Annotated in this window: 21 protein-coding genes; 10 read left to right on the plus strand and 11 right to left on the minus strand. The window is 40.0% G+C overall.

Annotated elements, in window-relative coordinates; translation table 11 throughout:
- Positions 1 to 32 precede the first annotated feature (32 nt).
- Both AC27FM_RS05440 and AC27FM_RS05445 read right to left on the minus strand, forming a co-directional pair.
- The gene (locus AC27FM_RS05440) at positions 33 to 1,412 is read right to left on the minus strand and encodes an SLC45 family MFS transporter (RefSeq protein ID WP_487086544.1); all 1,380 of its coding nucleotides are present in this window, start codon (positions 1,410 to 1,412) and stop codon (positions 33 to 35) included.
- 21 nt (positions 1,413 to 1,433) lie between these two features.
- Positions 1,434 to 3,110, minus strand: a complete 1,677-nt coding sequence (locus AC27FM_RS05445; RefSeq protein ID WP_487086545.1) for a glycoside hydrolase family 13 protein — start codon at positions 3,108 to 3,110, stop codon at positions 1,434 to 1,436.
- Between the two features lie 272 nt (positions 3,111 to 3,382).
- Here AC27FM_RS05445 and AC27FM_RS05450 point away from each other — a divergent pair, with 272 nt between their 5' ends.
- Positions 3,383 to 4,156 carry a TerC family protein gene (locus AC27FM_RS05450; protein ID WP_487086547.1) on the plus strand — a complete coding sequence of 258 codons (774 nt, stop codon included), beginning with the start codon at positions 3,383 to 3,385 and terminating at the stop codon, positions 4,154 to 4,156.
- Between the two features lie 244 nt (positions 4,157 to 4,400).
- Here the strand turns inward: AC27FM_RS05450 and AC27FM_RS05455 are convergent, their stop codons facing one another.
- Positions 4,401 to 4,901, minus strand: a complete 501-nt coding sequence (locus tag AC27FM_RS05455; RefSeq protein WP_487086548.1) for a hypothetical protein — start codon at positions 4,899 to 4,901, stop codon at positions 4,401 to 4,403.
- A gap of 132 nt (positions 4,902 to 5,033) precedes the next feature.
- On the opposite strand from AC27FM_RS05455, the gene AC27FM_RS05460 reads away from it, so the two are divergent.
- The gene (locus AC27FM_RS05460; protein WP_487086549.1) at positions 5,034 to 5,921 is read left to right on the plus strand and encodes an SDR family oxidoreductase; all 888 of its coding nucleotides are present in this window, start codon (positions 5,034 to 5,036) and stop codon (positions 5,919 to 5,921) included.
- A gap of 104 nt (positions 5,922 to 6,025) precedes the next feature.
- Here the strand turns inward: AC27FM_RS05460 and AC27FM_RS05465 are convergent, their stop codons facing one another.
- Both AC27FM_RS05465 and AC27FM_RS05470 read right to left on the minus strand, forming a co-directional pair.
- Positions 6,026 to 6,862 (minus strand): helix-turn-helix transcriptional regulator, encoded by an 837-nt coding sequence (locus AC27FM_RS05465; RefSeq protein WP_487086551.1) that lies wholly within the window; start codon positions 6,860 to 6,862, stop codon positions 6,026 to 6,028.
- Positions 6,863 to 6,925: 63 nt separating this feature from the next.
- Positions 6,926 to 7,291: a DUF488 domain-containing protein gene (locus AC27FM_RS05470; RefSeq protein WP_487086552.1), complete on the minus strand. Its 366-nt coding sequence runs from the start codon at positions 7,289 to 7,291 to the stop codon at positions 6,926 to 6,928.
- Between the two features lie 79 nt (positions 7,292 to 7,370).
- On the opposite strand from AC27FM_RS05470, the gene AC27FM_RS05475 reads away from it, so the two are divergent.
- From AC27FM_RS05475 to AC27FM_RS05495, 5 genes are all read left to right on the plus strand, one after another.
- On the plus strand, positions 7,371 to 8,573 hold the full coding sequence (locus tag AC27FM_RS05475; RefSeq protein WP_487086554.1) for a betaine/proline/choline family ABC transporter ATP-binding protein: 1,203 nt from the start codon (positions 7,371 to 7,373) through the stop codon (positions 8,571 to 8,573).
- A complete protein-coding gene (locus AC27FM_RS05480) occupies positions 8,570 to 9,205 on the plus strand; it encodes an ABC transporter permease (protein WP_487086556.1) in 636 nt (211 codons plus the stop codon). Before AC27FM_RS05475 ends, AC27FM_RS05480 begins: the two co-directional genes overlap by 4 nt.
- Positions 9,206 to 9,207: 2 nt before the next feature.
- Positions 9,208 to 10,134, plus strand: a complete 927-nt coding sequence (locus tag AC27FM_RS05485; protein ID WP_487086558.1) for an osmoprotectant ABC transporter substrate-binding protein — start codon at positions 9,208 to 9,210, stop codon at positions 10,132 to 10,134.
- Positions 10,134 to 10,796, plus strand: a complete 663-nt coding sequence (locus AC27FM_RS05490; RefSeq protein WP_487086559.1) for an ABC transporter permease — start codon at positions 10,134 to 10,136, stop codon at positions 10,794 to 10,796. The genes AC27FM_RS05485 and AC27FM_RS05490 overlap by 1 nt, the downstream gene beginning before the upstream one ends.
- A gap of 99 nt (positions 10,797 to 10,895) precedes the next feature.
- Entirely contained in the window at positions 10,896 to 11,330 is a 435-nt protein-coding gene (locus tag AC27FM_RS05495) for an Hsp20/alpha crystallin family protein (protein WP_487086560.1), read from the plus strand.
- A gap of 59 nt (positions 11,331 to 11,389) precedes the next feature.
- Here AC27FM_RS05495 and AC27FM_RS05500 read toward each other — a convergent pair whose 3' ends face one another.
- The 5 genes from AC27FM_RS05500 to AC27FM_RS05520 form a co-directional block, all read right to left on the minus strand.
- The gene (locus AC27FM_RS05500) at positions 11,390 to 11,860 is read right to left on the minus strand and encodes a YbaK/EbsC family protein (protein WP_487086886.1); all 471 of its coding nucleotides are present in this window, start codon (positions 11,858 to 11,860) and stop codon (positions 11,390 to 11,392) included.
- A gap of 56 nt (positions 11,861 to 11,916) precedes the next feature.
- Positions 11,917 to 13,302, minus strand: a complete 1,386-nt coding sequence (locus tag AC27FM_RS05505) for an amino acid permease (RefSeq protein ID WP_487086562.1) — start codon at positions 13,300 to 13,302, stop codon at positions 11,917 to 11,919.
- 775 nt (positions 13,303 to 14,077) lie between these two features.
- Positions 14,078 to 15,061: a LacI family DNA-binding transcriptional regulator gene (locus AC27FM_RS05510; protein ID WP_487086563.1), complete on the minus strand. Its 984-nt coding sequence runs from the start codon at positions 15,059 to 15,061 to the stop codon at positions 14,078 to 14,080.
- 409 nt (positions 15,062 to 15,470) lie between these two features.
- Positions 15,471 to 16,178 (minus strand): demethylmenaquinone methyltransferase, encoded by a 708-nt coding sequence (locus AC27FM_RS05515; protein ID WP_487086565.1) that lies wholly within the window; start codon positions 16,176 to 16,178, stop codon positions 15,471 to 15,473.
- 19 nt (positions 16,179 to 16,197) lie between these two features.
- The gene (locus tag AC27FM_RS05520) at positions 16,198 to 16,806 is read right to left on the minus strand and encodes a histidine phosphatase family protein (protein WP_487086567.1); all 609 of its coding nucleotides are present in this window, start codon (positions 16,804 to 16,806) and stop codon (positions 16,198 to 16,200) included.
- Between the two features lie 219 nt (positions 16,807 to 17,025).
- On the opposite strand from AC27FM_RS05520, the gene AC27FM_RS05525 reads away from it, so the two are divergent.
- Entirely contained in the window at positions 17,026 to 18,309 is a 1,284-nt protein-coding gene (locus AC27FM_RS05525) for a solute carrier family 23 protein (protein WP_487086569.1), read from the plus strand.
- On the opposite strand, the gene AC27FM_RS05530 is transcribed toward AC27FM_RS05525, so the two are convergent.
- The gene (locus AC27FM_RS05530; protein ID WP_487086571.1) at positions 18,310 to 20,205 is read right to left on the minus strand and encodes a fructose-1,6-bisphosphatase; all 1,896 of its coding nucleotides are present in this window, start codon (positions 20,203 to 20,205) and stop codon (positions 18,310 to 18,312) included. It lies immediately after the preceding gene.
- Positions 20,206 to 20,344: 139 nt separating this feature from the next.
- Between AC27FM_RS05530 and AC27FM_RS05535 the strand changes: the two genes are divergently transcribed.
- Together AC27FM_RS05535 and AC27FM_RS05540 are read left to right on the plus strand one after the other, a co-directional pair.
- Positions 20,345 to 21,229: an aldo/keto reductase gene (locus AC27FM_RS05535; RefSeq protein WP_487086572.1), complete on the plus strand. Its 885-nt coding sequence runs from the start codon at positions 20,345 to 20,347 to the stop codon at positions 21,227 to 21,229.
- A 427-nt stretch (positions 21,230 to 21,656) separates the two neighbouring features.
- On the plus strand, positions 21,657 to 25,130 hold the full coding sequence (locus AC27FM_RS05540) for a SpaA isopeptide-forming pilin-related protein (RefSeq protein ID WP_487086888.1): 3,474 nt from the start codon (positions 21,657 to 21,659) through the stop codon (positions 25,128 to 25,130).
- Positions 25,131 to 25,179: the final 49 nt, after the last annotated feature.

Here is a 25,179-nt window from a genome sequence, read left to right on the forward strand (position 1 = left end):
GGAAAGACTCGTAATTCACTAATAACATTTTTTTATTTACCTTCGTGAATGATCGCAACTGAGAATCCACCGATCACCATTGCAACAAATCCGATGATCATCATCATGCTTTGGCTATTTCCAACTAATGGGAAGACTACGAAACTAGCTAGAGAACCAATGATTTGCGGTAAACACACAGCAATATTGAATAATCCTAAATATGAGCCGTTGTTCTTACCATCCAATGATGTCGTTAACATTGCAAATGGCAATGTGTTGATGGTGAAATTACCAATTCCGTACAATGCAAATGCTAGTAACGCAATCCACTGATTATGTGTGACGGCGACAATGATAATACTGATTGCATCTGCGAATAGTCCGAATGAATACCAGAATTTACGTTGAGTTGCTTTGGTTTTTGCATAGAATAGTCCCCATAGTAAGGCGGCTACACTATAAAATGCCGTCATAACACCATACCAATTACCAGCGGCTTGAAATCCTGCCGAGGCTGGATTAGTGGTATGCCAGATATTGTTAGCCATAGCGCCCGTTGCGTAAGTCCAAGTATACATGATTCCGATCCAACTAAATAATTGGACAACAGCTAATTCCCAAAATGCTCTGGGAGCTTTTTTTACTAATTTCCACAAGTTAGGTGTTACTTTTTGTTCTTTTGCGTCAATCTTATGATATTTTGCATATTTTTCTGGATCGTATTCTTTAACATTGAAGATCGTAATCAAACTGGTGATCAATAGCATTGCGGCACCGATCAAATATGCCCAGATAACGGTTGCCGGAACTTGACCTTTAGCAGCCGTATTCGGCATACCTAGTTTAGTAAGAATAAATGGCAATAATGCAGCTAAGATTCCCCCAGCGTAACTAAAAATTTGTTGCCAAGACCAAGCGAGATTTTTTTGATCCTCGTTGACCATATCACCCGCCAACATTTTGTATGGTGCCAGACAGACATTACTGAATAAATCCATCAGTGCAATTGCTATTGCGGCATATATCAGTGCCGTTAGAGAACCATATCCAAATCCAAAAGAACCTGTGAATGGTAGCATGATCATTACCACCACGGTAATAGGAGCACCGACCAATAAATACGGTATTCTACGTCCCCACTTAGTCCAAGTGATATCAGAATATTTACCAATGAGCGGTTGAACGAACATACCTAACAATGGTGGCAATAGGAAGAACCATCCCAAATTATTAGGATTAACACCGATAGTTTGAGTAATTCTACTCATTTGTGAGCCTTGCAATGTGAAAGCCATGTTCACACCAATACATCCAAAGGTCATCGCAAAAATAGTTTTCATTGGCAAAGTAGGTAATGCATTATCGAAACCAAATGATTTTTCTTTCTTAGTCGTTACTTCATCCGACTTATCTGCAGATGCTTTTATCATAATCTATACCCCCTTCACCCACTAAAATTGATAGACCTTTGCTTCATATGGACGTAATTTATCGTCTTGATCATTGTCATAGTTACTTATCAATAATTTTGCATCTTCTGGTACATCATAATGACGTTCCAAATTTTTATCGGTGTAGTTCAAGACTACTAACAGCGTCGTCTTCTCATCACTACGAGTATATGCGTACACCTCTGCATCATTTTCATTATCAGCAACTAACGCATAGGTCCCGTCTGTAATGACAGGCAATTCATGGCGCAGCTTGATCAAGTGTTGATAATAATAGAAGACTGAATTTGGATCAGCCAAGGCTTTTTCCACATTGATTTGTTTATAACTTGGATTCATATTTTCCCATGGTTTCCCAGTTGAGAAGCCACCATTGGCACTGTCATCCCATTGCATCGGAGTACGAGCATTATCTCGACTATGCATCCCTAGATACTTCAACATCGTTGGTCCATCAAGCAGATGTTGTTCATCAACGATTTGATGATATGAGTTGATCGAATCTAGATCTACGTAGTCACTCAACTTATCAAAATATGCATTGGTCATCCCGATTTCTTCACCTTCAAAGACGTACGGAGTACCTTGCTGAAAATGTAGCATCGTTGCCAGCATTTTCGCACTCAAAACTCGATATTCTTCTGTACTGTCATTTCCGAATCTAGAAACGACTCGAGGTTGGTCATGATTATTCCAATACAATGAGTTCCATGCCGAACCTGCTAAGGCAGTTTGCCACTTAGTCAAATTAGTACGCAAGTCAGTCAAACTAGCTTTTCGATCCGCCCAACGTCCTAGCGCAGGATTAGCACTACCATCTAATCCCATGTGTTCGAATTGAAAGACCATATCCAGTTCTTGGCCATTGAGGTTTGAATATTCCTTAGCCTCTTCAGTCGTTACGGCAGGAGCTTCACCAACAGTTACCATCTTGTGCTTGCTCATAACATTCTGATTCATTTCTTGTAGGAATTCATGAATGCGATGTCCATTAGCAACTAGTGGTTCGGGGTTACCGTATAATTCGTCTGCCTTTTTAGGAGCATCTGACAATTCGTCAGGTTTAGAAATATAGTTGATAACATCCATTCGGAAGCCATCAACACCCTTGTCTGCCCACCAATTCATCATGTCATAGACGGAATGACGAACTTTGGTATTTTCCCAATTCAAGTCTGGTTGTTCAGGAGCGAATAAGTGCAAATAATACTGTCCTGACTGTTCATCATATTTCCATGCCGGACCAGTGAAGAATGAACCCCAGTTATTAGGTGCTTCCCCATTTTTGCCATCACGCCAAATATAATAATCACGATCCGGATTATCCTTACCCTTGCGTGATTCTTGGAACCACTTGTGCTCATCGGAAGTATGATTGACTACTAAGTCCATCATTATCTTTAATCCGAGTTCGTGTGCTTTCTTTAATAAATTATCGAAGTCTGTCATATTTCCAAAATCTGGATTGATAGCACGATAGTCTGAAATGTCATAACCATTATCGACTTGAGGCGATTGATAAATTGGACTCAGCCAAATAATATCCGCACCTAACTTCTTAATATATTCTAATCGGCTGGTAATGCCTGGTAGATCTCCAATTCCATCACCATTACTATCCTGATAGCTGGCCGGATATACTTGATAAACAACTGCGTTCTTCCACCATTTTTCCAAAATTCGTCATCCTCACTTTTGTTATTAATAATTCCCACCTAAGCAAACGTTTGCGCAAATAAAATGTAATCCCTTTCACTTAAATTGTCAACAAATATTTTAGTAAACGATTATTTTTTTGAAAACATTTTTAAAGAATTCTAAATTTAATAGCCTAGATAGATACCATTCGGCCAAATTTCTAGTAGAATAAAAGGGAGATAAAAATATACAACCGTCATAAAATAAAGTATCATATGACAAATAATAATATTTAAGGGAGCATATTCTGATTGAATGCACTTGCTAACATGTACGGCCCATTCTTCGACCTCCATAACTGGGCAACGGTTATCGAATCTGGCGAAGATTGGTTAATAATTCTATCCTTGGTGATCATGGAGTGTATGTTATCGGTTGATAACGCTGTGGTACTAGCCGCACAAACACAGTCATTACCTAACAAGGTGGAACAAGAAAAGTCCTTATTCTACGGTTTAGTGGGAGCTTACGTCTTCCGCTTTCTAGTTATCGGTATCGGTGTCTATCTGATCAACTTCTGGTGGATAAAAGTCCTCGGCGCGGGTTATCTATTCTATCTGTTCTTGAAGTACTTCTTCTTCGACAGACATAAACGAAACAAAGAAGTGGAAGTCCCAACCAAAAAACCTGAACCTAAAGGTTGGAGAAAACATATCCATATTTCTCAATTCTGGCAGGTCGTTATATCGATCGAATTGATGGACATTGTCTTCTCGATCGACTCGGTTTTGGCGTCATTGGCGATTTCCAGTAATCCCGTCATCGTTTTGATCGGTGGTATGATCGGTATCCTCGCCATGCGTGGAATCGCAGAATTGATCATGGGCTTGATGGGACGGATCCCTGAATTACAAGGAATGGCATACTTCTTGATTTTGTTCATCTCTATCAAGTTGTTCCTCTCCATCCCCGCTATCGACATCGAAATACCTAACATGCTGTTCGTCGGTGTCTTGGTATTGTCGATCATCATTACTTTGATACTTCATCAATTTAACAAGAAGAAAAAAAGAAAAACAAACTAAAAAACGGCTCTAAATAACATCGTATTGGTGAGAAATTTTAGACTCTGGGCACACTCGAAAGAGTGTGTCTTTTTTACGATCACAAAAAAGACGATTTTAGAAGAACGAATTGAAGTAGTTTAGTAAGTGGTCAAGCAAAAGTATTCATACACTGAGGCGACAGAGCACTTTCAAGTTTCATATCAGCAGGCATACATCGCAATCCAAGAGGTCAGTGTCCATAAAACATAGAATCCTAGTACGTCTACTCTTTACCACTTCGAAAAATTTCGTCTAGGCGCTCATAGTCAACAAAGGGATCGTACTTCTGATGTGTACGTTCCAACCAGATATTCATCCCTTTAAATCTTCCAATCAAAAAATATTTTTCCAATTCAGTTTTTTTAGATTCACTTTTGATAATGAAATCCATAATAAATTGAAATTGAGCATTACGGAATTCACTATCTTGACGTTGGAATTTGAAAATGGGTAATAATGTCGGTCCTCCAAGTGTCGCGAAGCTTGTATAAGGTTTTTGATAAACACTGTCTATATTCAAACTAGTCGCTGTCCCTTTATCAGCAAGAAATTTAGATAATAAATCATATTTATCCAAAAAATGGATGTAGAAAGTTGAACGATTAATCATTGATTCTTCAGCGATATCATTGATTGTAATCTTGCTGAAGAGCTTCTTAGTAAGTAATTCTTGAAAACCTATGAAGATCATTTTTTCTGTCCTGGCATTTTGTAAACTGGTCATCTCATCTACCTCATCGACATTTTATAGACAATGTCTATTTATTGAATTATATCTAATTAATGAATATTAACTATTTAATCTATGCTGTTATTATAAGAAATATCAAGAAATTAACAAGAGGAGATAGATCTTATGAACATATTTATGACTGGGGCAACTGGCTATGTTGGATCACTAGTAGCAAAGGAATTAATTAGTGATGGCTTTACTGTTAGTGGTTTAACTCGCTCTGAAAAAAGTGCCCAAAAATTAACCGATATGGGTGGAAAAACAATTATGGGAACCTTATCAAACCTAGATATTATTAAAGACGCTTCCAAACAAGCTGATGCAGTTCTTCATCTAGGGTTCACAAATGATTTTGCGCATTTTGACCAAGCTGCTCTTTTGGATAAAAACGCAATCTTAGCAATTGGTGATGCAATCAAAGATACTGATAAACCATTTCTCATCACTGCCGGAACTGCGGGAGTAGACCCTGGTGAAATTTTGACAGAGAATGATTTGGGATCTGAAAATTATGCTGAGACAACGCCACGTAAATCAGAGTTACTCGCACGCCAACTCAAACAAGAGGGTCTAAACACGGCAACCGTCCGCTTTGCTCCCTCAGTACATGGCGCCGGACGTTATGGTTTAATTTCTATGTTAATCAATCAGTCTAACGAGCTCGGTTACATACCATACATTGGCAATGGTCAAAATCGTTGGAATGCTGTCAACGTGAACGATGCTGCTCATTTATTTGTTTTAGTTTTAAAATACAAACTGAACGGTGGACCCATGACTGTCTTCAATGCTGTGGGTGATGGACAAGTCAAGATGATCGACATTCTTAATATTTTATCAAAAAAACTAGAACTACCAATTAAGCCAGTGAAAGCCAATTATAATAACAGTTTCAATATTTTACAGTCGTTCAGTGCTGATCTCCCCGCTTCCAGTATATTAACGCAAAGGGAATTAGGTTGGAACCCAACTCACATCAACTTAATAGATGATTTATCTAGTAATCTCTAATCAAAAATGGCTTGATCCCAGTGGAATACCGGGAACAAGCCATTTTTGATTAATTCAAATTGTCTAACTTTTCTATCGCACTTCATGTCAATCCAGTGTATTTTTTAATTTCTCCGAAATTTGGAAGGTGTATAACCAGTGTATTTTTTAAACGTCTGACTAAAGTAGCTCATTCGCGTAAATCCTAACTCATCGGACACATCTTGGATGCTTAGCTCTGTATCCTTCAACAAAAACATCGCCCGCTGAATTTTTCTGGCGTTCAAGTAGACTGAAAAACTCAGCTTTGTCTCCTTCTTGAAGAGCTTGCTAAAATAATAATCTGACAAATAAACCCGATTAGCAACTTGATCCAACGTCAATCGTTTGTCCAAATTATCATCGATGAACTCAATAGCAGTGATGATGGCGCGATTGGAGGTGGACAATTCTTTCAGTTGTTGCAAAGCTAAAGCTTCACTATCATCCAACTCGTCGATCATCTCATCTACACTGACAGTTTGCTTGACTAAGAAGTCATCAATACCACGATTATCCACCAAGAGGCGGGCGATATTTTCAACCAAGTATTTCAAAAACTCAGCTTGTTTTTGTAATCTTTGCAATAGCATCAGGCTCTCAGGACTAGGCTTGCCCTGAACATCGTGAGCAACATACAACTTCCCGACCATCTGATTGATCATTGAAATACGGATGGGCACGTCTGTTAACTCAATATTGTACTTGAAGCGATTGATACTCAATTCCGAAAAGTTTTTGACCTTTTCTAAATCTGCCAAAACACTCCCATCACGCGTCTCACCGAGAGCTCTTGACATCAACTTATCATTGTTATCTAACACAAAAACAACCAGATCATTCGTTCTGGCGTAGTTTTGTAACACTCGTATCAAAGTTTTTTCGTTGCTGGAAAGAAGAGTTGCTAAATCGAATTCTTCCATTTTTATCCGTCCCGTCTATTAGCTTCACTTATATCATTATAATACGATAGGTCTATACTTCAATTATTTATTAATTTCTTTATTCAAATACTTTTGTAAAACGACTGCATTATTGTGTTCTTCGTCTTTGGCACCGTATAAAATCAAAACATCTTGCTCCTGTAACGCCGTTATAACGCTTTGAACAAACACTTTGGTATAGTCATTATTTTTTATTTCTTCCAGATATTTCACTTCAAACTCTGAAAATTTTTCAGGATCATGGCCGAACCATTTGCGTAATTCTGGTGACGGAGCGATTTCTTTGGCCCAAAGGTCTAAATTGGCACGTAATTTGGACATACCTCGTGGCCATAGGCGATCAATTAAAATTCTATATCCATCGGGTAATTCCTTGCTATAGATACGTTTGATAACTATTTTTGCCATATTATCTTCGACCTCTTTTTGAATTAATCTCACTATAATTGTATCATAGCTAACGTTAGTCATATTAATAGGAGGTTCTATGCAGTCTACGAAAGAAATAATTTCATTTCAGAATGTAGCAAAGAATTACCGCGGCGGCAATGACGCTGTCGAGGATATCAACATAACTATCAATAAAGGGGAATTCGTCTGTCTGATCGGAACTTCAGGTTCTGGGAAGACCACGACGATGAGAATGATCAACCGTATGATCGAACCTAGTCGCGGCAAGATCATCTTCAAAGGAAAGAATCTTAAAACATTCGATCCAGTAAAATTACGACGTACAATTGGTTACGTTATTCAGAACAATGGATTGATGCCTCACATGACCATTAAGGATAATATCACCCTTGTACCTAAGCTGCTCAAGTGGCAACAGGAAAAAATGGACCGTAAGGCGAAAGAATTAATAAATCTGGCTGACTTGCCTGAAAGCTATTTAGAACGTTACCCTGCCGAACTATCCGGTGGACAGCAACAAAGGATCGGCGTCGTACGTGCTCTGGCCGCTGATCAAGATATTATTTTGATGGACGAGCCCTTCGGTGCGCTTGATCCAATCACGCGTGATGACTTACAAGACTTGGTCAAACACTTGCAAGAAGAACTCGGCAAAACCATTATCTTCGTCACGCACGATATGGATGAAGCTCTGAAACTCGCTACTCATATAGTTATCATGGACAGCGGCCACGTTATTCAAGACGATACACCTGATAATATCTTGCAACATCCCGGTAATGACTTCGTTAAGGAATTACTCGGTGAAGAACGTCTATTACAAGCGCAACAAAACACCCTCTCCGTTAGTGACATCATGTCTAAGAATCCTGCTAAGATCACGCTGGGACAGTCACTAGCTGAAGCGATTCGGGCGATGAGTTATCATCACGTTGATACGCTACTAGTGACGGACGACAATAACAAACTCAAAGGCTACATCGACTTAGAGACGATCAACGACCGATACTCGAAGTATTCCAATGTCTCGGATATTTACAAAGCTAATCGCTTCAAAGTCAAGACCACATCGTACTTGCGAGACACTAGTGAACGTATCTTAAAGCAAGGGTACAAGTATGTCCCCGTGATCGACGACGACAACAACTTGATCGGTATCGTAACCCGTGCATCCCTCGTCAATATCATCTATGATGCCATCTGGGGCAAGGATGAATTAGACGACCCCGAAAATATCAAACTACCAGCTACGATCGCAAAGGAGAGTGATAATGCATGATCACTTTTCTGAATCAACACGGCTCTGAGTTAATAATCAAGACTTGGGAACAGATCTATATCTCAGCCTTCGCCATTGTTCTGGGAATAATCGTGGCCGTCCCACTAGGTATCGTATTGACACGTTACAACAAGACTGCCAAGTACGTCATGTCGATCTCCGGCATGCTGCAGACGATTCCATCGTTAGCACTGTTAGCGTTAATGATCCCCATCTTTGGGATCGGCAAGACACCTGCGATCGTCGCCCTCTTCATTTATTCGCTACTACCCATTTTGCGCAACACTTATATTGGGATGAAAAAAGTTAACCCCAATCTGATCGATGCCGCCCGTGGTCTCGGAATGACAACGATGCAGTCCATCTTTAAAGTTGAAATACCTATGTCCATGCCTATTATTATGTCTGGTGTAAGGCTCTCAACTGTCTATGTGATTTCTTGGTCTACGTTGGCATCATACATTGGTGCCGGTGGATTAGGTGATTTCATCTTTAATGGACTGAATCTTTATAATCCCAGTCTGATCATCGGTGGTACTATCCCTGTTACGATTCTTGCGATTTTAGCAGACTATTTATTAGGGATATTCGAAAAAAAAGTTACACCAAAAACGAAAAGTCGTGAGGTGTAACTATGAAAAAATTACTCAAAAAGTTTATTACTTTAATTTCGCTAGCCTCGCTCCTTTTCGTTTCGGGCTGTGGTTGGCCCGGACTAGGTTCCGGTTCACGAGACACTATCAAGGTCGCCAGTCTATCGACAACTGAGTCGATGATCATGTCTGAAATAATCATGGAACTCATCTCACATGAGACGAATTATCACACTCAAATCGTCAATAACTTAGGTTCTAATCAGCTAGTTCATGCCGCTTTGATGCGTCATAACGCCGACATCGCCGCAGAAAATTTCACTGGTGATGAACTGATCGCCACCTTAAATCACAAGCCGATCAAGAATCGAGCTAAAGCTAACCGCGTCGTTAAAGAACTCTATCAAAAACGGTTCGACCAGACTTGGTTCCCAACTTACGGCTTCGCCAATACTTACAACATGCTAGTAACTCAAAAAATTGCGAAAAAATACAATTTACATGATATTAGTGACCTCAAAAAAATCGCTCCCAATATCAATATTGGCGCTGACAATATCTGGATCAATCGACCTGACGATGGTTATCCAGCTTTTTCACGTACCTACGGTTTTACTTTCAAACGCGTCTATCCAATGCAAGTTGGGCTAGTCTACTCTGCGGTCGCCGCAGGTAAGATGTCTGCCGTTCTAGGCTATTCTACCGACGGACGGATCAAGAGTTACAACTTGAAGATATTGCCAGACGACAAGCATTTCTTCCCACCATACGATACTAGTATGGTCGTCAACAATAGCCTGTTGCGCAAACATCCCGAACTGAAACCACTCTTACATCGTTTGGATGGTCAGATATCATTGTCACAGATGCAAACGATGAATTACGAAGTGGATAATAACCTCCGTGAACCTGCGGACGTTGCACGAGAATTCCTACAAAAACATAATTACTTTAGAGGTGACAATTAATGGTTGAACAGCCGTTATGGAAACAACTGATTTTTTATTTTACTCACAACGGAATTTATATCTTAGAACAATTTTGTCGACATTTTTTGATTTCATTCTACGGAGTATTGATCGCGGCAGTGATCGGTATCCCCCTAGGAATCTACATCGCCAATCATTACAAGTTGGGCGATTTCATCATCAGCATCGCTAATGTTATTCAGACTATCCCCTCACTAGCAATGCTATCGATCATCATGTTAGGACTAGGTCTTGGACCCAACACCGTTATCGTCACTATTTTCTTATACTCACTCTTACCGATCCTCAAGAATACCTATACTGGTATGAAAAACGTTGATCCTAATATTATTGATTCTGCCAAGGGCATGGGCATGACTGGCTTACAATTGCTATACATGGTCAAATTACCCTTGGCGATGTCAGTCATCATGTCGGGTATCAGAACGGCTATGGTCGTGGCCATCGGTAATACAGCGATCGGTTCCTTCGTTGGGGCTGGTGGTTTAGGAGATTTGATAATCCGTGGCACTAATGCGACTGATGGTGCACCACTGATCCTAGCTGGTGCTTTGCCAACAGCACTGATGGCCGTCATCACTGACCTTTTGATCGGTTTGCTTCAAAAATATTTCGAGCCTACAAATTATATGAAAAAATAATTTGTTAGCACTCAATAACTTAGAGTGCTAAATATTTGAATTCCCCTCCTAATAGGTACTACAATGTATTTGTAATGAAGGAAAGGGAGTAATTGATATATGAGTAACGAAATTATGGATCGTCCAAACGACATTATGAGAGATTGGTTTGATACCAATTGGATGAATAGCTTTCCAACATTCTTTAAGGATGCTAATACAAATGCAACACTTAAGACTGACATCAAAGAATCTGACAAAAACTATGAAGTCCATGTAGACATGCCAGCGTTCGACAAGAAGAACATTGACATCAACTATCAAAATGACACATTAACTATCAGTGGTCATCGTGATAGCTTCAATGATCATGAGGACAAGAATGGAGATATGATCATGAGCGAACGTTCCAGCGGTCGCTTCGCAAGACAATATCACTTGCCAGCAGTTGACGATAAAAATATCAAGGCTGACTACAATGACGGCGTTTTGAAGATCACATTACCTAAGGTGGCTGACAAGCAAGACTTAGTTCATCATATCGAAATCAACTAGTAATCTAAATCTAGTAATACAAAAATAGAGCCAAGGCAAATTGCCTTAGCTCTATTTCTTTATTCCCAATTCTTACAAGTATCGACCCAACCTTGAGCATCTGTGTACTGCTCCAACTCCGCCAATGAGAGCTTCACAGCACTGGAAGTGCTGCCAGCGGCAGGATACAAAGTCTTAAACCGCCTCAAGGATTTGTCTAAATAAATCTTCACACCATCGTTGACCGCGAATGGGCAGACACCTCCAGGAGCATGTCCAGTAATCGATTCTACATCATCCCACGGTATCATCTTTGCCTTTTTGTGGAACATCATCTTATACTTATGGTTATCGACCTTAGCATCGCCGGCCATGACAATAAGAATGGGGTTCTCATCGACTAAAAACGACATTGTCTTAGCGATGTGTTCAGGCAGACAACCAATTGCTTCTGCAGCCATTTCAACAGTAGCGCTAGATTCATCAAACACCTTAATGCGATCTTGAAGACCTACGCTTGCAAAAAAACTTTGTACTTTTTCCAAAGACATAATATCGCTTCCAATCAAAAAATAATTAATTGTAAGCTATATTACCATAAACTAGTCTAAGATTCAGTCTTTGCTTCTGCATCGACTTTATCTCCGGCTTTAGATTGAACTTTAACTTTGATTTTATAAATAACGATCAATGCAATCCAGAAGATGATCGTTGCAATCATAGCTACTCTAGTTTGCTTAATAACGATAAGTAAGATCAAGATCGCAATAAAGAACAACAAACTCAAGTAACTAGTTGCAGGGTATCCAGGCATTTGGTATTTACCAAGATCAGAAACCTTATGACGGTAAACTACGTGTGTCCATAATAGGACTACCCAAACAACAATAAAGTTAATCGTTGAAACAGTTGAAATCAAACTGAAGACACTAGCCGGCATGAAGTAATTCATAATAACGATTACTAGCAATGCGGCACCAGAGAACATTAATGACCAAATAGGAACACTATGATTACTTACTAAAGACATCCTCTCGGGAGCGTTACCTTTGATACTCAAACTGTGTAATGTACGACTAGTACTAAACAGACAACTATTGGTTGCCGAGAAGGCAGCCGTTAGAACAACGAAGTTCAAAATCCCTGCGGCACTCTTGATACCGATTCCAGAGAAAACTTGAACGAAAGGACTAACGGTGGTGACGATATTGTTCCAAGGATAAACTGCCATGATGGCTATCATTGAACCAACATAGAATATAGCAATTCTGATAGGAACAGCGTTGATAGCCTTAGGTAGGTTTATTTCAGGATTGTCAGTCTCACCTGCAGTAATACCAACCATTTCGATTCCAACGAAAGCGAATGCTACCATTTGGAATGATAATAGGAATCCGTTGATCCCAGTAGGGAAGAATCCACCGTGACTCCATAAGTTACTAAATCCGGCCTGTCCACTACCTACTGGAACGTGGATAAATGCCATTGCGAATCCAACAATGATAAGCAAGATGATCGCAACGACTTTGATCATTGAGAACGCCGATTCCAATTCACCGAACATTCTTACATTAACGAAATTAATTCCAAACAAAATCAATAAGACGGTTAAGGCCGTTGCCCACTGTGGAACTTGTGGGAACCAAAACTTGATATAAATACCAGTTGCTGTCAAATCAGCCATTGCCAATGTGATCCAGCAGAACCAGTAGGCCCAACCAGTAACGAATTCATAGCCATCACCTAAGTATTGACTAATAAAATCCAAAAACGAATGTTTCTTAATATCTGACAGTAGCAATTCTCCAGTTGCTCTCATCATGAAGAAACAAAAAAGTCCTGTAACAATATATGCAATGATTATGGATGGTCCTGACTTGTGAATTGCTTCACCAGAACCTAAGAATAGTCCTGTACCAATGGCACCACCAATAGCAATCATCTGTATGTGTCTGCTTCCTAGTGATCTAGAAAGCGACTGTTTCTTACTCATAGTATCAACTCCCTTATAAAATAGAGAAGACGTCTAAAATACGCTTCAGTACTAGGGACATCTTCAATTTATCACCACCAAGAGTTGCAAATATCGCATCCCGGTGACAATTAAAGACAAGTAATCCTATTAAACAATAGATACATTTTCACTATTAACTTTCAGCCTAAAAGTTAATAACCTATTAGTGAATATATGCACAAGACACGTGTATAGTATAATTGGTATAAGATTAAAATGCAACTAACATTATAAAATAAATAATTCCAAAATATTAAAAATTCACACTTTTTTCATATTTTGGAATTATTTACTTCATAATCTTCGGTTAATATATTACTTGTAGATGAGAGATACATAATCCCTTTTCTCACCCCCCTATAACATATATATTTAATCCCCTAAAGAAATCGCCCCTCCCCAGGACGATTTCTCTTTTTTTGGTTTTTGAGTACCAACCAGTAGTAGTTATACAAAAAATAAGTTATACTAGTAAGCGTGGGATGAATAGTTATCCCAAGGGAGACAACTATTGTTGTCGTATTAAAATTGGACAAAGAATTTAAACTTATAAAAAAGACTTATCATCAAAAGTTGGCTATCCAAGATTCACATAATTTTCACAATTTACAAACAATTACTTCATGATAGGCCTGTATTATATAAATTGTAGATAAGAGATAAACAAATCCCTTTTCTCATCCCCCCTATAACAATATTTAATCCCCTATACAAAAAACACCCTTCCCCGGGGTGTTTTTTTGTTGCCTAAATTTCAGTGCCATAATTCATCGGACACGTCAGTTGCCAGTTCTAACTTACCACGTCGGATAAATTTGGAAGGGATCGGCTTCTTGATAACTTGCCTCTGGAATAATAATTTGAAGACCTCCTCGCCGATGTCCGTCAAACGGTGATCGATGGTGGAAAAATTCATCAGAAAGCTGATGGATAAATTCTCTTGACCAATGACTTCGATATCTTGGCGCCCTAGTTGTTGTAACTTACGAATTGCGCCTGCCGCGATCTCATCGTCGTCACCAAAAATTGCTTGTAACTGAGGATCGTAATTGAGAAATTGTTCCGCCGCATTTATTCCATCAAACATCGTTTTAGATTCACGAAATAGCAATTGCTCATCGATTTTTTGATCAAAAACTTCCTCATAGGCAGCAATCGTCAAGCGAGCGCTCTGACTGGTACTTTCACTGCGACTGATCGTTACCCCGAGATGAGAATACCCTTGATTTTTTAGCACTTGCATAGCATCGACAAATGACGCTTTTCGATCCGTAAAGGCACACGAGATGGGATAATCGAAAGTATCCTCGCAACAAGCAATCGGTCCGAATTTTTGATATTCCACTAACTTGTCAAACGAGATCGCACGGGAAGTAAAGATCAAGCCATCAAAAACGTGATGCTTTAACATATCCAAAAAATCGATCTCCTGTTCTGAACTATAATTCGACTGCAATAATGTGGCTTGGTAATTATGATCGAATGCCGCACTTATAATTGCATTAGCTAGTTTTTGAAAATACGGGTGATCGATATAAGGAACAACAATACCGACTTGGTGCGTTTTTCCTAGACTAAGCGCCCGAGCCATGTCATTGCGGTGATAATTCAATTGCTTGATCGCCGCTTCGATCTCACACCTAGTTTGGTCGGACACATAACCTCGTTTATTTATTACTCGAGAGACGGTCGAGACCGAATGACCAGACGTTTTGGCAACATCCCGAATATTTGTCATCATTTACCACCTTTCTTTTTACAAGACTAATATAATTCATCGAACGGGTTTCATATCAAATAAAATCACTAAAATCTAATTTTTAACAAATAATAATTGAATATCTTGATATTGTTAGCTTGCGACATTGATATTTTTTTGATTATATCAAGTCAAAAGAGATTTTTTGAAAAAGTTCACACTTTCTTCACATTTTAAAAACATTTGTTTCACACTTAGCCTGTATATTAGTAGTTGTAGATGAGAGACGAGAGCCTCTCACCTCATCCCCCCTATAACATATATTTAATCCCCTAAAAACATAAAAGTCATTCCTCCCCAGGATGGCTTTTTCTTTCGCCGTTTTTACACAAAAAAACTGCCGTAAGTGACTGAACCCACTCGAGTTCACTCATCTACGACAGTTTTTTTATTTTTTTTCGCCAAAGTGAATTGCGGCAGATTTCAACATCAAGTCTTTCACTTTAACATTCTCAAAACCAGCTTTACGATACATCTCGACTAGTTGTGGGATACTGACGAATTTATTGACGGAATCGTCCAAATACTGATATTCACTCTGTTTAGAGACAAACAGTCTACCCATCAGTGGCATCAACCGGTTGAAGTATACTTTCCAGCCTAGTCGAATCACTGGTGTTTCAACTTTGAATGCCTCTAGGCAGATGATCTGTCCACCGGGTCTCAAAACTCGATAGATCTCTTGCAAGACTGCATTAGCGTCCGGAACATTCCTGAGCCCAAATCCAATCGTGACCACATCAAAACTATTGTCCAAAAATGTCAGGTGCATGGCATCTCCCGCCAATAGTGCTACGTTTTCAATACCAGCTTGACCCACTTTGTTCTGGCCGATCTTCAACATTTCTTGACTAAAATCCATGCCGGTCACTCTGGCTAACGGGAATCTCTTACCTAATAAGATCGTCCAATCAGCTGTACCGCAACAGAGATCCAAAATCCGCTTAGGGTGATTGTCGATCATATCGGTGGCAGTACTGCGCCACTTATTGTGGGTCCCCAAACTCATAATGGAATTCATCTTGTCGTAATTCGTAGCGATCGAGTTAAAAACATTTCTGACGTCACGTTCTGGAACTTTATTTGTTAGAGCCAAACTTACACCTCATCAAAATCTAGTCTATGCTGTTTTTTCTACCGTAATAATTCAAGTACTTGCGTCCAGACTTAGAAACCGTATATTTCGATACTCCGGCATTGTCTGGTTGGATAATCGCCGAAATGTCTTCTGCACCAGTCACGACTTTTAAGAATGAACGACTGACAAAACCATGACAGACGACCATGATCTTCTTGTCACCCTTTTTAGCCATATCATTCATGAAATCTTCAACACGCTTATAGACGTCTTCGTATTCTTCACCGTCTTTGGCGTATTTGGTGTAATTAGGTAATAAATAATTATTTTCATCGAATACTTCTGGATACTTAACTTTTAATTCTGCTTCGGATAATCCATCCCAACTACCATAATCAGCTTCATAAAGTCGCTTATCGAGTTTTACTTCGTGGATTCCTTGATTCAAGATCTCAGCAGTTTGTACAGCTCGCTTCATCGGACTTGAATACACTTCGTCAAACATATTAACATCGATGTATTTTTCAAGCTCTTCAACTTGTTTGATCCCGTTGTCATTCAAAGGCTTATCAGTCGACATACCGTTGATACGGTTCTCATAATTAGTATCTGTTTCTCCGTGTCTTACAATATACAATTCAACCATAGTTTAAAAATTCTCTCCTCTTGTCAGCGCTTGGCATTCATACTCTTAAGTATTTCATTATTGACATTGCATTTCAACTCTATTATGATTAAGAAAATTAAATAGTCCTTTAACATTGGTCCCGTGAGGCTATGAAGGGAACACGTTCAGTCTTTTATTTCGCATATACACGGGATAGAGGACTATTTTTTTGCAAAAAAGTAAGTGGGGGAAATAAACTTGGACGCAAATGATAAATCATATCGAAATCCTGAAGCGGTTATCGACTTATATGAAAAGCCACCTTTAAGTAGCTGGTGGCTCCTATCCTTGCAGCACTTATTCTCAATGTTCGGAGCAACGGTCCTAGTACCGTTACTGATTGGACTAGATCCCGGTATCGCCTTATTCAGTTCTGGTATCGGTACTATCTTACATATCTTGATCACAAAGGGTCGAATCCCAGCGTATATGAGTTCCAGTTTTTCTTTTATCGTTCCTAGTATCGCCTTGATGAAGACTGCTGGTTATGCCGGAGTTGCCCAAGGTACTATCGCCGTTGGTATCGTCTATCTGGTAGTAGCCTTGATGATTGCCTTCATCGGGTCTGACTGGATCGACAAGGCCTTGCCACCGATCGTTGTTGGACCGATCATCATTGTTATTGGTCTATCAGTTGCCAGCAACGCTGCTGACAATGCCATGATGAACAACGGTCACTATGATCTAAAATACTTCATCATCTCGATGATCACTTTATTTTTAACCGTATTATTCAACATGTACTTTAAAGGTTTCTGGAGCAACATCGCCATCCTACTAGGTATCGTCTGCGGCTATGCCATCTCGGTTGCCTTCGGTATCGTTGACTTCTCAAAAGTAGTCTCCACACCATGGTTCAAACTTCCCAACTTTGAATTCCCATTTATCAGCTACACCCCTAAGAAGATCTACTGGGATGCCATATTGAGTTTTGCCCCGATAGCGTTCGTAACGATGGCGGAGCACTTGGGTCACATCATGGTTCTAGATGAATTGACACATCGTAACTTCTTCAAGAATCCCGGACTTCACAGAACTCTAGCCGGTGATGGTACTGCTTCGATCTTTGCTGGATTGATCGGTGGTCCTCCCATCACATCATACGGTGAAAATATCGGCGTTATGGCCGTCAACAAAATCTTTAGTGTCTACGTTATTATCGGTGCCGCCGTCTTCGCTGCCCTATTTGGATTCGTCGGTAAATTAAGTGCTTTGATCCAAACTATCCCCGGACCAGTAATCGGTGGAATAAGTTTTGTCCTCTTCGGTGTTATCGCCTCTAGTGGTCTCAAGTTACTGGTCGATAACAAAGTTGACTTCAATAAAAAACACAATCTTATGATTGCGTCAGTTATTTTGGTTATTGGTATTGGTAATGCCTACTTGAAAGTTGGAACTTTCCAATTCACAGGTATCGGTGTTGCTACGATCGTTGGTATCGTCTTGAATCTGATCTTACCTAAAAAAGCTTTATCAGAATAATTACTTTTGTTTCAATCGAGCAGATAGCTGAGCTATCTGCTTTTTTATTTTGATGCCATTGTCAGTGTCTGCGACCGTTTTACGTTTGACCGACTGTTCGATAACTCGCTTAGTTGAAACGACGTCTGTCATATCCTCAATAGCCCGTTTACGCGTTGTGAAAGGTTCATGCGTTACTAATTGCAAGCCATAAGAGTTAGACAGCAATGTGTAACCACCGATACCAGTCGTCTTGTGATATGGTTTCGACATGCCCCCGTCGATGACGAAGATCTTGCCGTTAGCCATGATCGGCGTGTGACCGATCTTCACAGGTGTATGACCATTGATGATATGACCTTCTTCAGTATCCAAACCGAATTCTTCAAGTAACTTATCAGCGAACCACTCTTCTTTTCTCAATGAATAATACGGGTTCTTCTTCTCGTGTTGTAACTCCTTGTCATCCACAAAGTAACGTTCAAACGTCGTCATCGCTTCTTTACCGAATAGCGGTGACAACTTGCCCGTCCAGAGATACCAGAGAACATCCGAATTGAAGCAATCGGCAGCTTGTGGTTTTTGGAAGGCACCTTTTAAAGTGACTTCAAAAAAGTCGAACAGACTCTTGCCTGAATATTTGTGTTCGCCCAATTTAAGACTCAGCATAGCGCCGTTATTATCAACTGGGACACAACCGTGAAGTAGTAAGTTACCGTTATAACGAAGATACATGGACCCGTTGTTCAACATATAACCCATGTGATAACGCAATTTTGGTGAAGCAATGAATTGCTGGATCAAGTCAGCCAAGATAGTCTGTTCTTCATTGGTCAGTTGATAAGGATCATCTGGATCGACTAATTGGAAACATCCATTTGTGATTTGATATTGCTCGCCTGCGATCGTTACGGATTTTCGATCTGCACTGATCTTATCTAGTAACATGCGTGGTTCCATGTCAAATTCAGGATTACGCTTGATGGCACTGCCTTCCATCTTAAATTGCATGATGGACATTGCTTGTTGAACACAGTTATTGCGTTTCTCCAAATCTGCCGAAATCTTAGTTCCAGTGTCGGACTTGGGTTTGAAAGAGTCTAATGGTTGATAGTGTCGCAGAGCGAACTTCTCTAATTCTTCGAAGTCGATCCCATACGAGTCACTCAAGATATCTAAGTTGTCGTAGCGAGCACTGATCCGAACTAGATTAGCCATGCAGAGCTTTGAACCAGCAGCACTACCGATCCAGAGGATGTCATGATTCCCCCACTGAAAATCTATACTGCCCCAACGTTTCATCAAGTGTTCTATGATATAGTCAGGGTGTGGTCCTCGATCATAGATATCGCCAATGATGTGCAGATGATCGACTACTAGTCGTTGGATCGTGTGACAAGTAGAAATGATGAACGAATCTGCCATATCTAAACTGATGATATTGTCCATGACTTCACGGTAATATTGGTGCTTGGTTGCGTCAGTCATGTCAGCGTACAATAATTCCTCCGTGATGTAGACTAGATCGGGTTTGATAGCCTTTCTAACTTTGGAACGCGTGTATTTATTGGCCGTGTAGCGCAACATCTCGATCAAGTTGTTGAAGGTCGTCATGTACCATTGACAGAGTTCAGCTTGTGTCTTGATATTTTTCTTGGTCTGTTTGAGTATTTCTGAAGGATAATAAATCAAAAATGCTAATTTCTTTTGGCTCTCACCAGTCAAACGGCCAGTGAATAGTTCACCGATTTTTTGTTTGGTATTACCAGATCCGTTACGAAGTATGTGTGCGAACTCGTCATATTCGCCATGAATATCACTGATGAACGCTTCGGTTCCTTTAGGCAAGTTCAAAATTGCCGATAAATTAATAATTTCTGATTTTATTTCATTAGTACTTGTGAATGTTTTTTGCATGTTTTGGGCTATACCTTTCCTTTATGAAATAGTTTCCATTATTGATAGACGTGAACATCTCGAACTATACCAAATAGTCAAGGATTTTACAAGAATCACAAAATCTTTTGCGTTAGAATATTTATTAGGAGGTTTTCATATGACTTTAAAATTAAATTCAACCGTAACTCTTAATAACAACGTGAAAATGCCTCAATTAGGTTTAGGTGTTTGGAAAGTAAATAATTCTAGTGCTGCTCAATCCGTCGAGTGGGCGATCAAACATGGATATAGAGCTATCGATACTGCTAAACAATACGGTAACGAAAAAGGTGTCGGTGAAGGTTTACAAAAGGCTTTGACTGACAACGGGTTAAAACGTGAAGACATCTTCTTAACTACCAAGATCTTCAATGGTGATCACGGCTACGATCAGACGTTAAAAGGCTTCGACGGTCAGCTTGAACGACTTCAAACTGACTACGTCGATCTATTACTGATCCACTGGCCAGTAGATGGCAAATATTTGGATACTTGGCACGCACTTGAAAAAATTTATCGTGACGGTAAAGCTAGAGCCATCGGTGTTTCCAACTTCAACATTGCCAAGTTAAAGAATTTACTTTTGAATTCCTCAATCAAACCAGCTGTCAATCAGATGGAATTCCACCCTCTCTGCCAAGAAGAGGACATCAAGGACTTCTGTGATCAACACAATATTTATCTGGAAGCTTGGTCTCCACTGGGTGGAGGTGCTGTCCTAGGTGACAAACGGCTCCAAAAGATTGCTGACAAGTATCACAAGTCAGTGGCTCAAGTCATCTTGCGCTGGGATCTACAACGTGGAATCATCACCATCCCCAAGTCCGTACACGAGGAACGCATCATCCAAAATACTGATATCTATGACTTTGAATTAAGTGACGCGGACGTTGCAGAAATCAGTGGCTTCGACACTGACAAGCGTAGTCTCTGGTATGGTAACTTCTTCTGGAGTGGTAATCCTGACGGTTTAAAAGACTCGGTCGTGGATTGGGACGATTAATCTTAATATAACCATAAGCAAAAAAGAGTATGGGACTTTTATTGTCCTATACTCTTTTTTTATTTTTCTTTTATTTTATCGAGATGAAGTGTTTTTTCATTTTGTTGTCGATCCAAAATACCTTCCGTAAAATGATCGACTCTTCATTATCCACCAAGATACCTGAAAGATAGACAAGCTTTAATTATTTGCTTGTCTACCCAAGAAGAAGTATCGCCGATTAAAATCATCACGCCGTTACAAACTAATTACAAAAAAAATTTTATAATTAAAAATAATTGGTATACATTAAAATTGTTATTATATCAACATTAAACATTCATTGGCTATATTGCTACCTACAATATTTCTATTCGGCCTATAATACATTTGATAAAAGTCGAAAGAGTTTTATCGGCACTTTATAAGGGAGATGTTTAAAGTGAAAATGAAAAGATCATCCATCTTAATCTTCATTTCAGCAATCTTTATGGCGCTGTTTCTTTTCTTCATCCCCAATGAAACAAGCGCACGCGCCGATACTGCCCCCACCTCATCTATCGAAATTGGTGGATTAACGGCAGCCGACGCCACTATTAAAGATGTTAATGGCAATATTGTTCCGCCTGGTCAGACTCTTTATGATTACGAGAACTACGATGTCACCTATGCCTGGACCATACCTGACGGCGTCAAGATCAATACCGGCGATATTGCCACCTTCGAAATTCCAAGTAACATTAAAATTAAATCTAATTTGTCAATTCCAATGTACAACCACGATGGCATTCAAATTGGTACTTTCAACCTAGTTGCCGGCCGTTCGACTGGCCGGATCATCTTCAATGATGCCCTAGCCAATACTTCGACTGATCGTCATGGGATGTTATTCTTCCACGCACTCGGGGCAACCGCCTCTGACAATACCAATAATCATTTTGATTGGAATATCAATAAATTTGGTTGGTACTCTAATCTAGATGAATACGGCACTCCTCGTGAGTGTACTTGGAATATTGCTCTCAATCCTCAAGGTGCGAAGTTAACCAATGTTGTCGTTACCGATACTTTGGGTCCTGGACAAACTTATATTCCCAACAGTGTCTTGGCACCTACTGGAAAATACGATAGCAGTGGTACTTTTATTGCTGATGGCAATCGAGTAATTCCTAAGGTTACTGTTGATGGCAACAAAGTCATCTTCGATTTTGGTAGCATTAATTCTACTGTCAATATGACTTTCAGAACTAAGATCGATCCTGATGTGAACGGAAATAACAAGTGGACTGACGATGCCGTCTTGACCTCCGATACGGTTGGCGGCAATTCTTCAGCCTCCATTACCTGGGGCGGTAGCGGTACTGGTACCGGTACTAGTCATGGCGATGTTGTCTTGACTAAACACGATGCGATCACCCAAGTTTTGCTTCCCGGCGCTTACTACGAATTACGTGATAGCACTGGAAAAATTGTCCAAGAACGTCTGGTTACTAATGAATTCGGCTTCCTCAGAATTCCTAATCTGGTACCTGGCACATATAGCTTAACGGAAACACAAGCACCTGAAGGTTACGAACTAAATCCTAATCCGATCAACTTCACAGTTGAAAGCGGTGAAGACTCCAACGTCGATTTGACACAAGATGATTTTCCGTTGGCCTCTAAGATTATCTTTACTAAGACCGATCAAACTGGGACTTATCCATTAGCTAACGCCGTCTATAAGTTAGTTGACGCCGATGGCAATGTAGTTAAGGAAAACCTGACTACTGATGCTCAAGGTCAATTGACTCTCGATGGTCTAGCAGAAGGTCAGTATTCCTTGATTGAAACCAAGGCACCAGAGGGTTATGAACTGAATCAAACCCCTGTTACCTTCACAATCTCTAATGCCGTCCAAAAGGCACAAGAATTAAATCAAAAGGATACTCCGTTGCCAGATGATGATTCAGAGTTTGGTAATCTAGTCTTCACCAAGACTGACTCCGTTACTAAAGGACTCGTCCCTGGTGCAACTTACGATTTGATCAATGCTCGTGGCGAAGTTCTGATCAAGGGCCTAGTCACTAACGAAGATGGTCAATTCCTAGTTAAAGATCTCTATCCTGAAACATATACACTCATCGAAACAAAGGCTCCTGAAGGCTATGAGCTGAATAGTAAACCAATCAAATTCACGATCACAGTCAATCAAACTGAAGATGTAACTCAAGAAGATACAAAATTACCTGAAGATGAAAATGACTTCGGAGGCTTCAAGTTAACCAAGATCGACGCCAAAACTAACGGCCTCTTTGCAGGAGCTGTTTATAAGCTGTTGGACGCTAACGGTAAAATAGTTCTGGAGAGCCTCACTACAGACCAAAACGGTCAGATCCAAATTGACAGTCTTTTGGCTGGTTCCTACACCCTTATCGAAACAAAGGCACCTGACGGATATGAATTGAATTCAGCTCCGATCAAATTTGAAATAAAAAAGGATGAAACGACTGACTTACAACAAGAAGACACTGAGATTCCTAGTGAAGAAAACAACTTTGGCGGTTTTGTTTTGACTAAGACTGATGACAAAGGAGACCTCTTAGCTGGCGCTCACTATGACTTATTAGATGCTAAGAGCAATATCATTGCTAAAAATCTAGTAACTGATGAAAATGGTCAGATCAAGTTTGAGAACTTACCAGCTGGAACGTATCAACTGGTTGAAACTCAAGCTCCTGAAGTATATCTACTTGATCAAACCCCAATCGAGTTTGAAGTCAAAGCTGATACCATTGAGGATGTTAAACAACTTGATGTTAAGAAACCTTCTGAACCTGAAGTTCCTACCAAGGATACTGGCGGTTTTATCCTATTCAAGACGAACGTCAAAGAGAAGTTCTTAGCTGGAGCTCACTATGATCTATTGGATAAAGATGGAAACATCGTCATCAAAGATTTAGTAACCGATCAGAATGGTCAAATCAAACTGGGCAACTTGCCGGTCGGTTCTTATCAATTGATTGAGACTCAAGCTCCTGAAGGTTATCGTCTCAACGACATCCCAATGGAATTCGAGATCAAAGCCAATACCATCGAAGAACTAGAACAACTCGATGTTAAACTACCATCAAATCCGAAACCACCTGAAGATAGTACTGGTAGCTTCATCTTGACCAAACAAGATGCAACTACTAAAGAAGCCCTTGCTGGGGCTACTTACAATCTATTGGATAGTCAAGGAAATGTTGTTAGAGAAGACTTGACCACCGGACTTAGCGGCGAGATTAGCCTCGACGGCTTACTTCCTGGCAAGTACTCTTTGGTCGAAACTAAAGCTCCAAATGGTTATCAAATGAACAAGGAGCCTATCGTCTTCGAGGTTAAAGATGGCGATAATACTACCTTGACTCAAACCGATATCAAGAAGCCAACTACTCCAACAAATCCCGAAAAGCCAAGCAAACCTGAGAATCCGACTCCTCCTACTAAACCTGTAGAGCCTGAGAAACCAACTGTCCCAGGCAAACCTATCAAACCTGAGAAACCTACCGTACCAAGCAAACCTGAGAATCCGACTCCTCCTACTAAACCTGTAGAACCCGAGAAACCAACTGTCCCAGGCGAACCTATCAAACCTGAGAAACCTACCGTACCAAGCAAACCCGAAAAACCAGTTGTACCGACTGAACCTAGCATTCCTGCTCCACCTGTAACACCTAGTGAAGTGCTACCTTCAACACCTAACCCATCAGTTCCAAATCCTGGTGGTCCAACAACTGGTACTGGTTCCGCTGTACCAAATACCAATTCTTCAAGTTCTAACCAGAATGGCAGCAACAAGCTACCACAAACTGGCAATAACAAAGAAGTCTCGATTATTGGTTTAAGTATTTTGCTTTTCTTATTAGTACTTCTACGCTTTATAGTAAAAAAGTCCTAACTAAAGGTACAAAATAAAAGAGTGATCGAAAAATTCGGTCACTCTTTTA

The sequence above is a fragment of the Companilactobacillus sp. y65-5 genome (genome assembly GCF_057541095.1).

Coding starts and splice junctions, on each gene's coding strand:
- AC27FM_RS05440 (WP_487086544.1), bottom strand. CDS start 1,412: ATGATAAAAGCATCTGCAGATAAGTCGGATGAAGTAACGACTAAGAAA.
- AC27FM_RS05455 (WP_487086548.1), bottom strand. CDS start 4,901: ATGACCAGTTTACAAAATGCCAGGACAGAAAAAATGATCTTCATAGGT.
- AC27FM_RS05460 (WP_487086549.1), top strand. CDS start 5,034: ATGAACATATTTATGACTGGGGCAACTGGCTATGTTGGATCACTAGTA.
- AC27FM_RS05465 (WP_487086551.1), bottom strand. CDS start 6,862: ATGGAAGAATTCGATTTAGCAACTCTTCTTTCCAGCAACGAAAAAACT.
- AC27FM_RS05470 (WP_487086552.1), bottom strand. CDS start 7,291: ATGGCAAAAATAGTTATCAAACGTATCTATAGCAAGGAATTACCCGAT.
- AC27FM_RS05475 (WP_487086554.1), top strand. CDS start 7,371: ATGCAGTCTACGAAAGAAATAATTTCATTTCAGAATGTAGCAAAGAAT.
- AC27FM_RS05480 (WP_487086556.1), top strand. CDS start 8,570: ATGATCACTTTTCTGAATCAACACGGCTCTGAGTTAATAATCAAGACT.
- AC27FM_RS05485 (WP_487086558.1), top strand. CDS start 9,208: ATGAAAAAATTACTCAAAAAGTTTATTACTTTAATTTCGCTAGCCTCG.
- AC27FM_RS05490 (WP_487086559.1), top strand. CDS start 10,134: ATGGTTGAACAGCCGTTATGGAAACAACTGATTTTTTATTTTACTCAC.
- AC27FM_RS05495 (WP_487086560.1), top strand. CDS start 10,896: ATGAGTAACGAAATTATGGATCGTCCAAACGACATTATGAGAGATTGG.
- AC27FM_RS05500 (WP_487086886.1), bottom strand. CDS start 11,860: ATGTCTTTGGAAAAAGTACAAAGTTTTTTTGCAAGCGTAGGTCTTCAA.
- AC27FM_RS05505 (WP_487086562.1), bottom strand. CDS start 13,302: ATGAGTAAGAAACAGTCGCTTTCTAGATCACTAGGAAGCAGACACATA.
- AC27FM_RS05510 (WP_487086563.1), bottom strand. CDS start 15,061: ATGACAAATATTCGGGATGTTGCCAAAACGTCTGGTCATTCGGTCTCG.
- AC27FM_RS05520 (WP_487086567.1), bottom strand. CDS start 16,806: ATGGTTGAATTGTATATTGTAAGACACGGAGAAACAGATACTAATTAT.
- AC27FM_RS05530 (WP_487086571.1), bottom strand. CDS start 20,205: ATGCAAAAAACATTCACAAGTACTAATGAAATAAAATCAGAAATTATT.
- AC27FM_RS05535 (WP_487086572.1), top strand. CDS start 20,345: ATGACTTTAAAATTAAATTCAACCGTAACTCTTAATAACAACGTGAAA.
- AC27FM_RS05540 (WP_487086888.1), top strand. CDS start 21,657: ATGAAAAGATCATCCATCTTAATCTTCATTTCAGCAATCTTTATGGCG.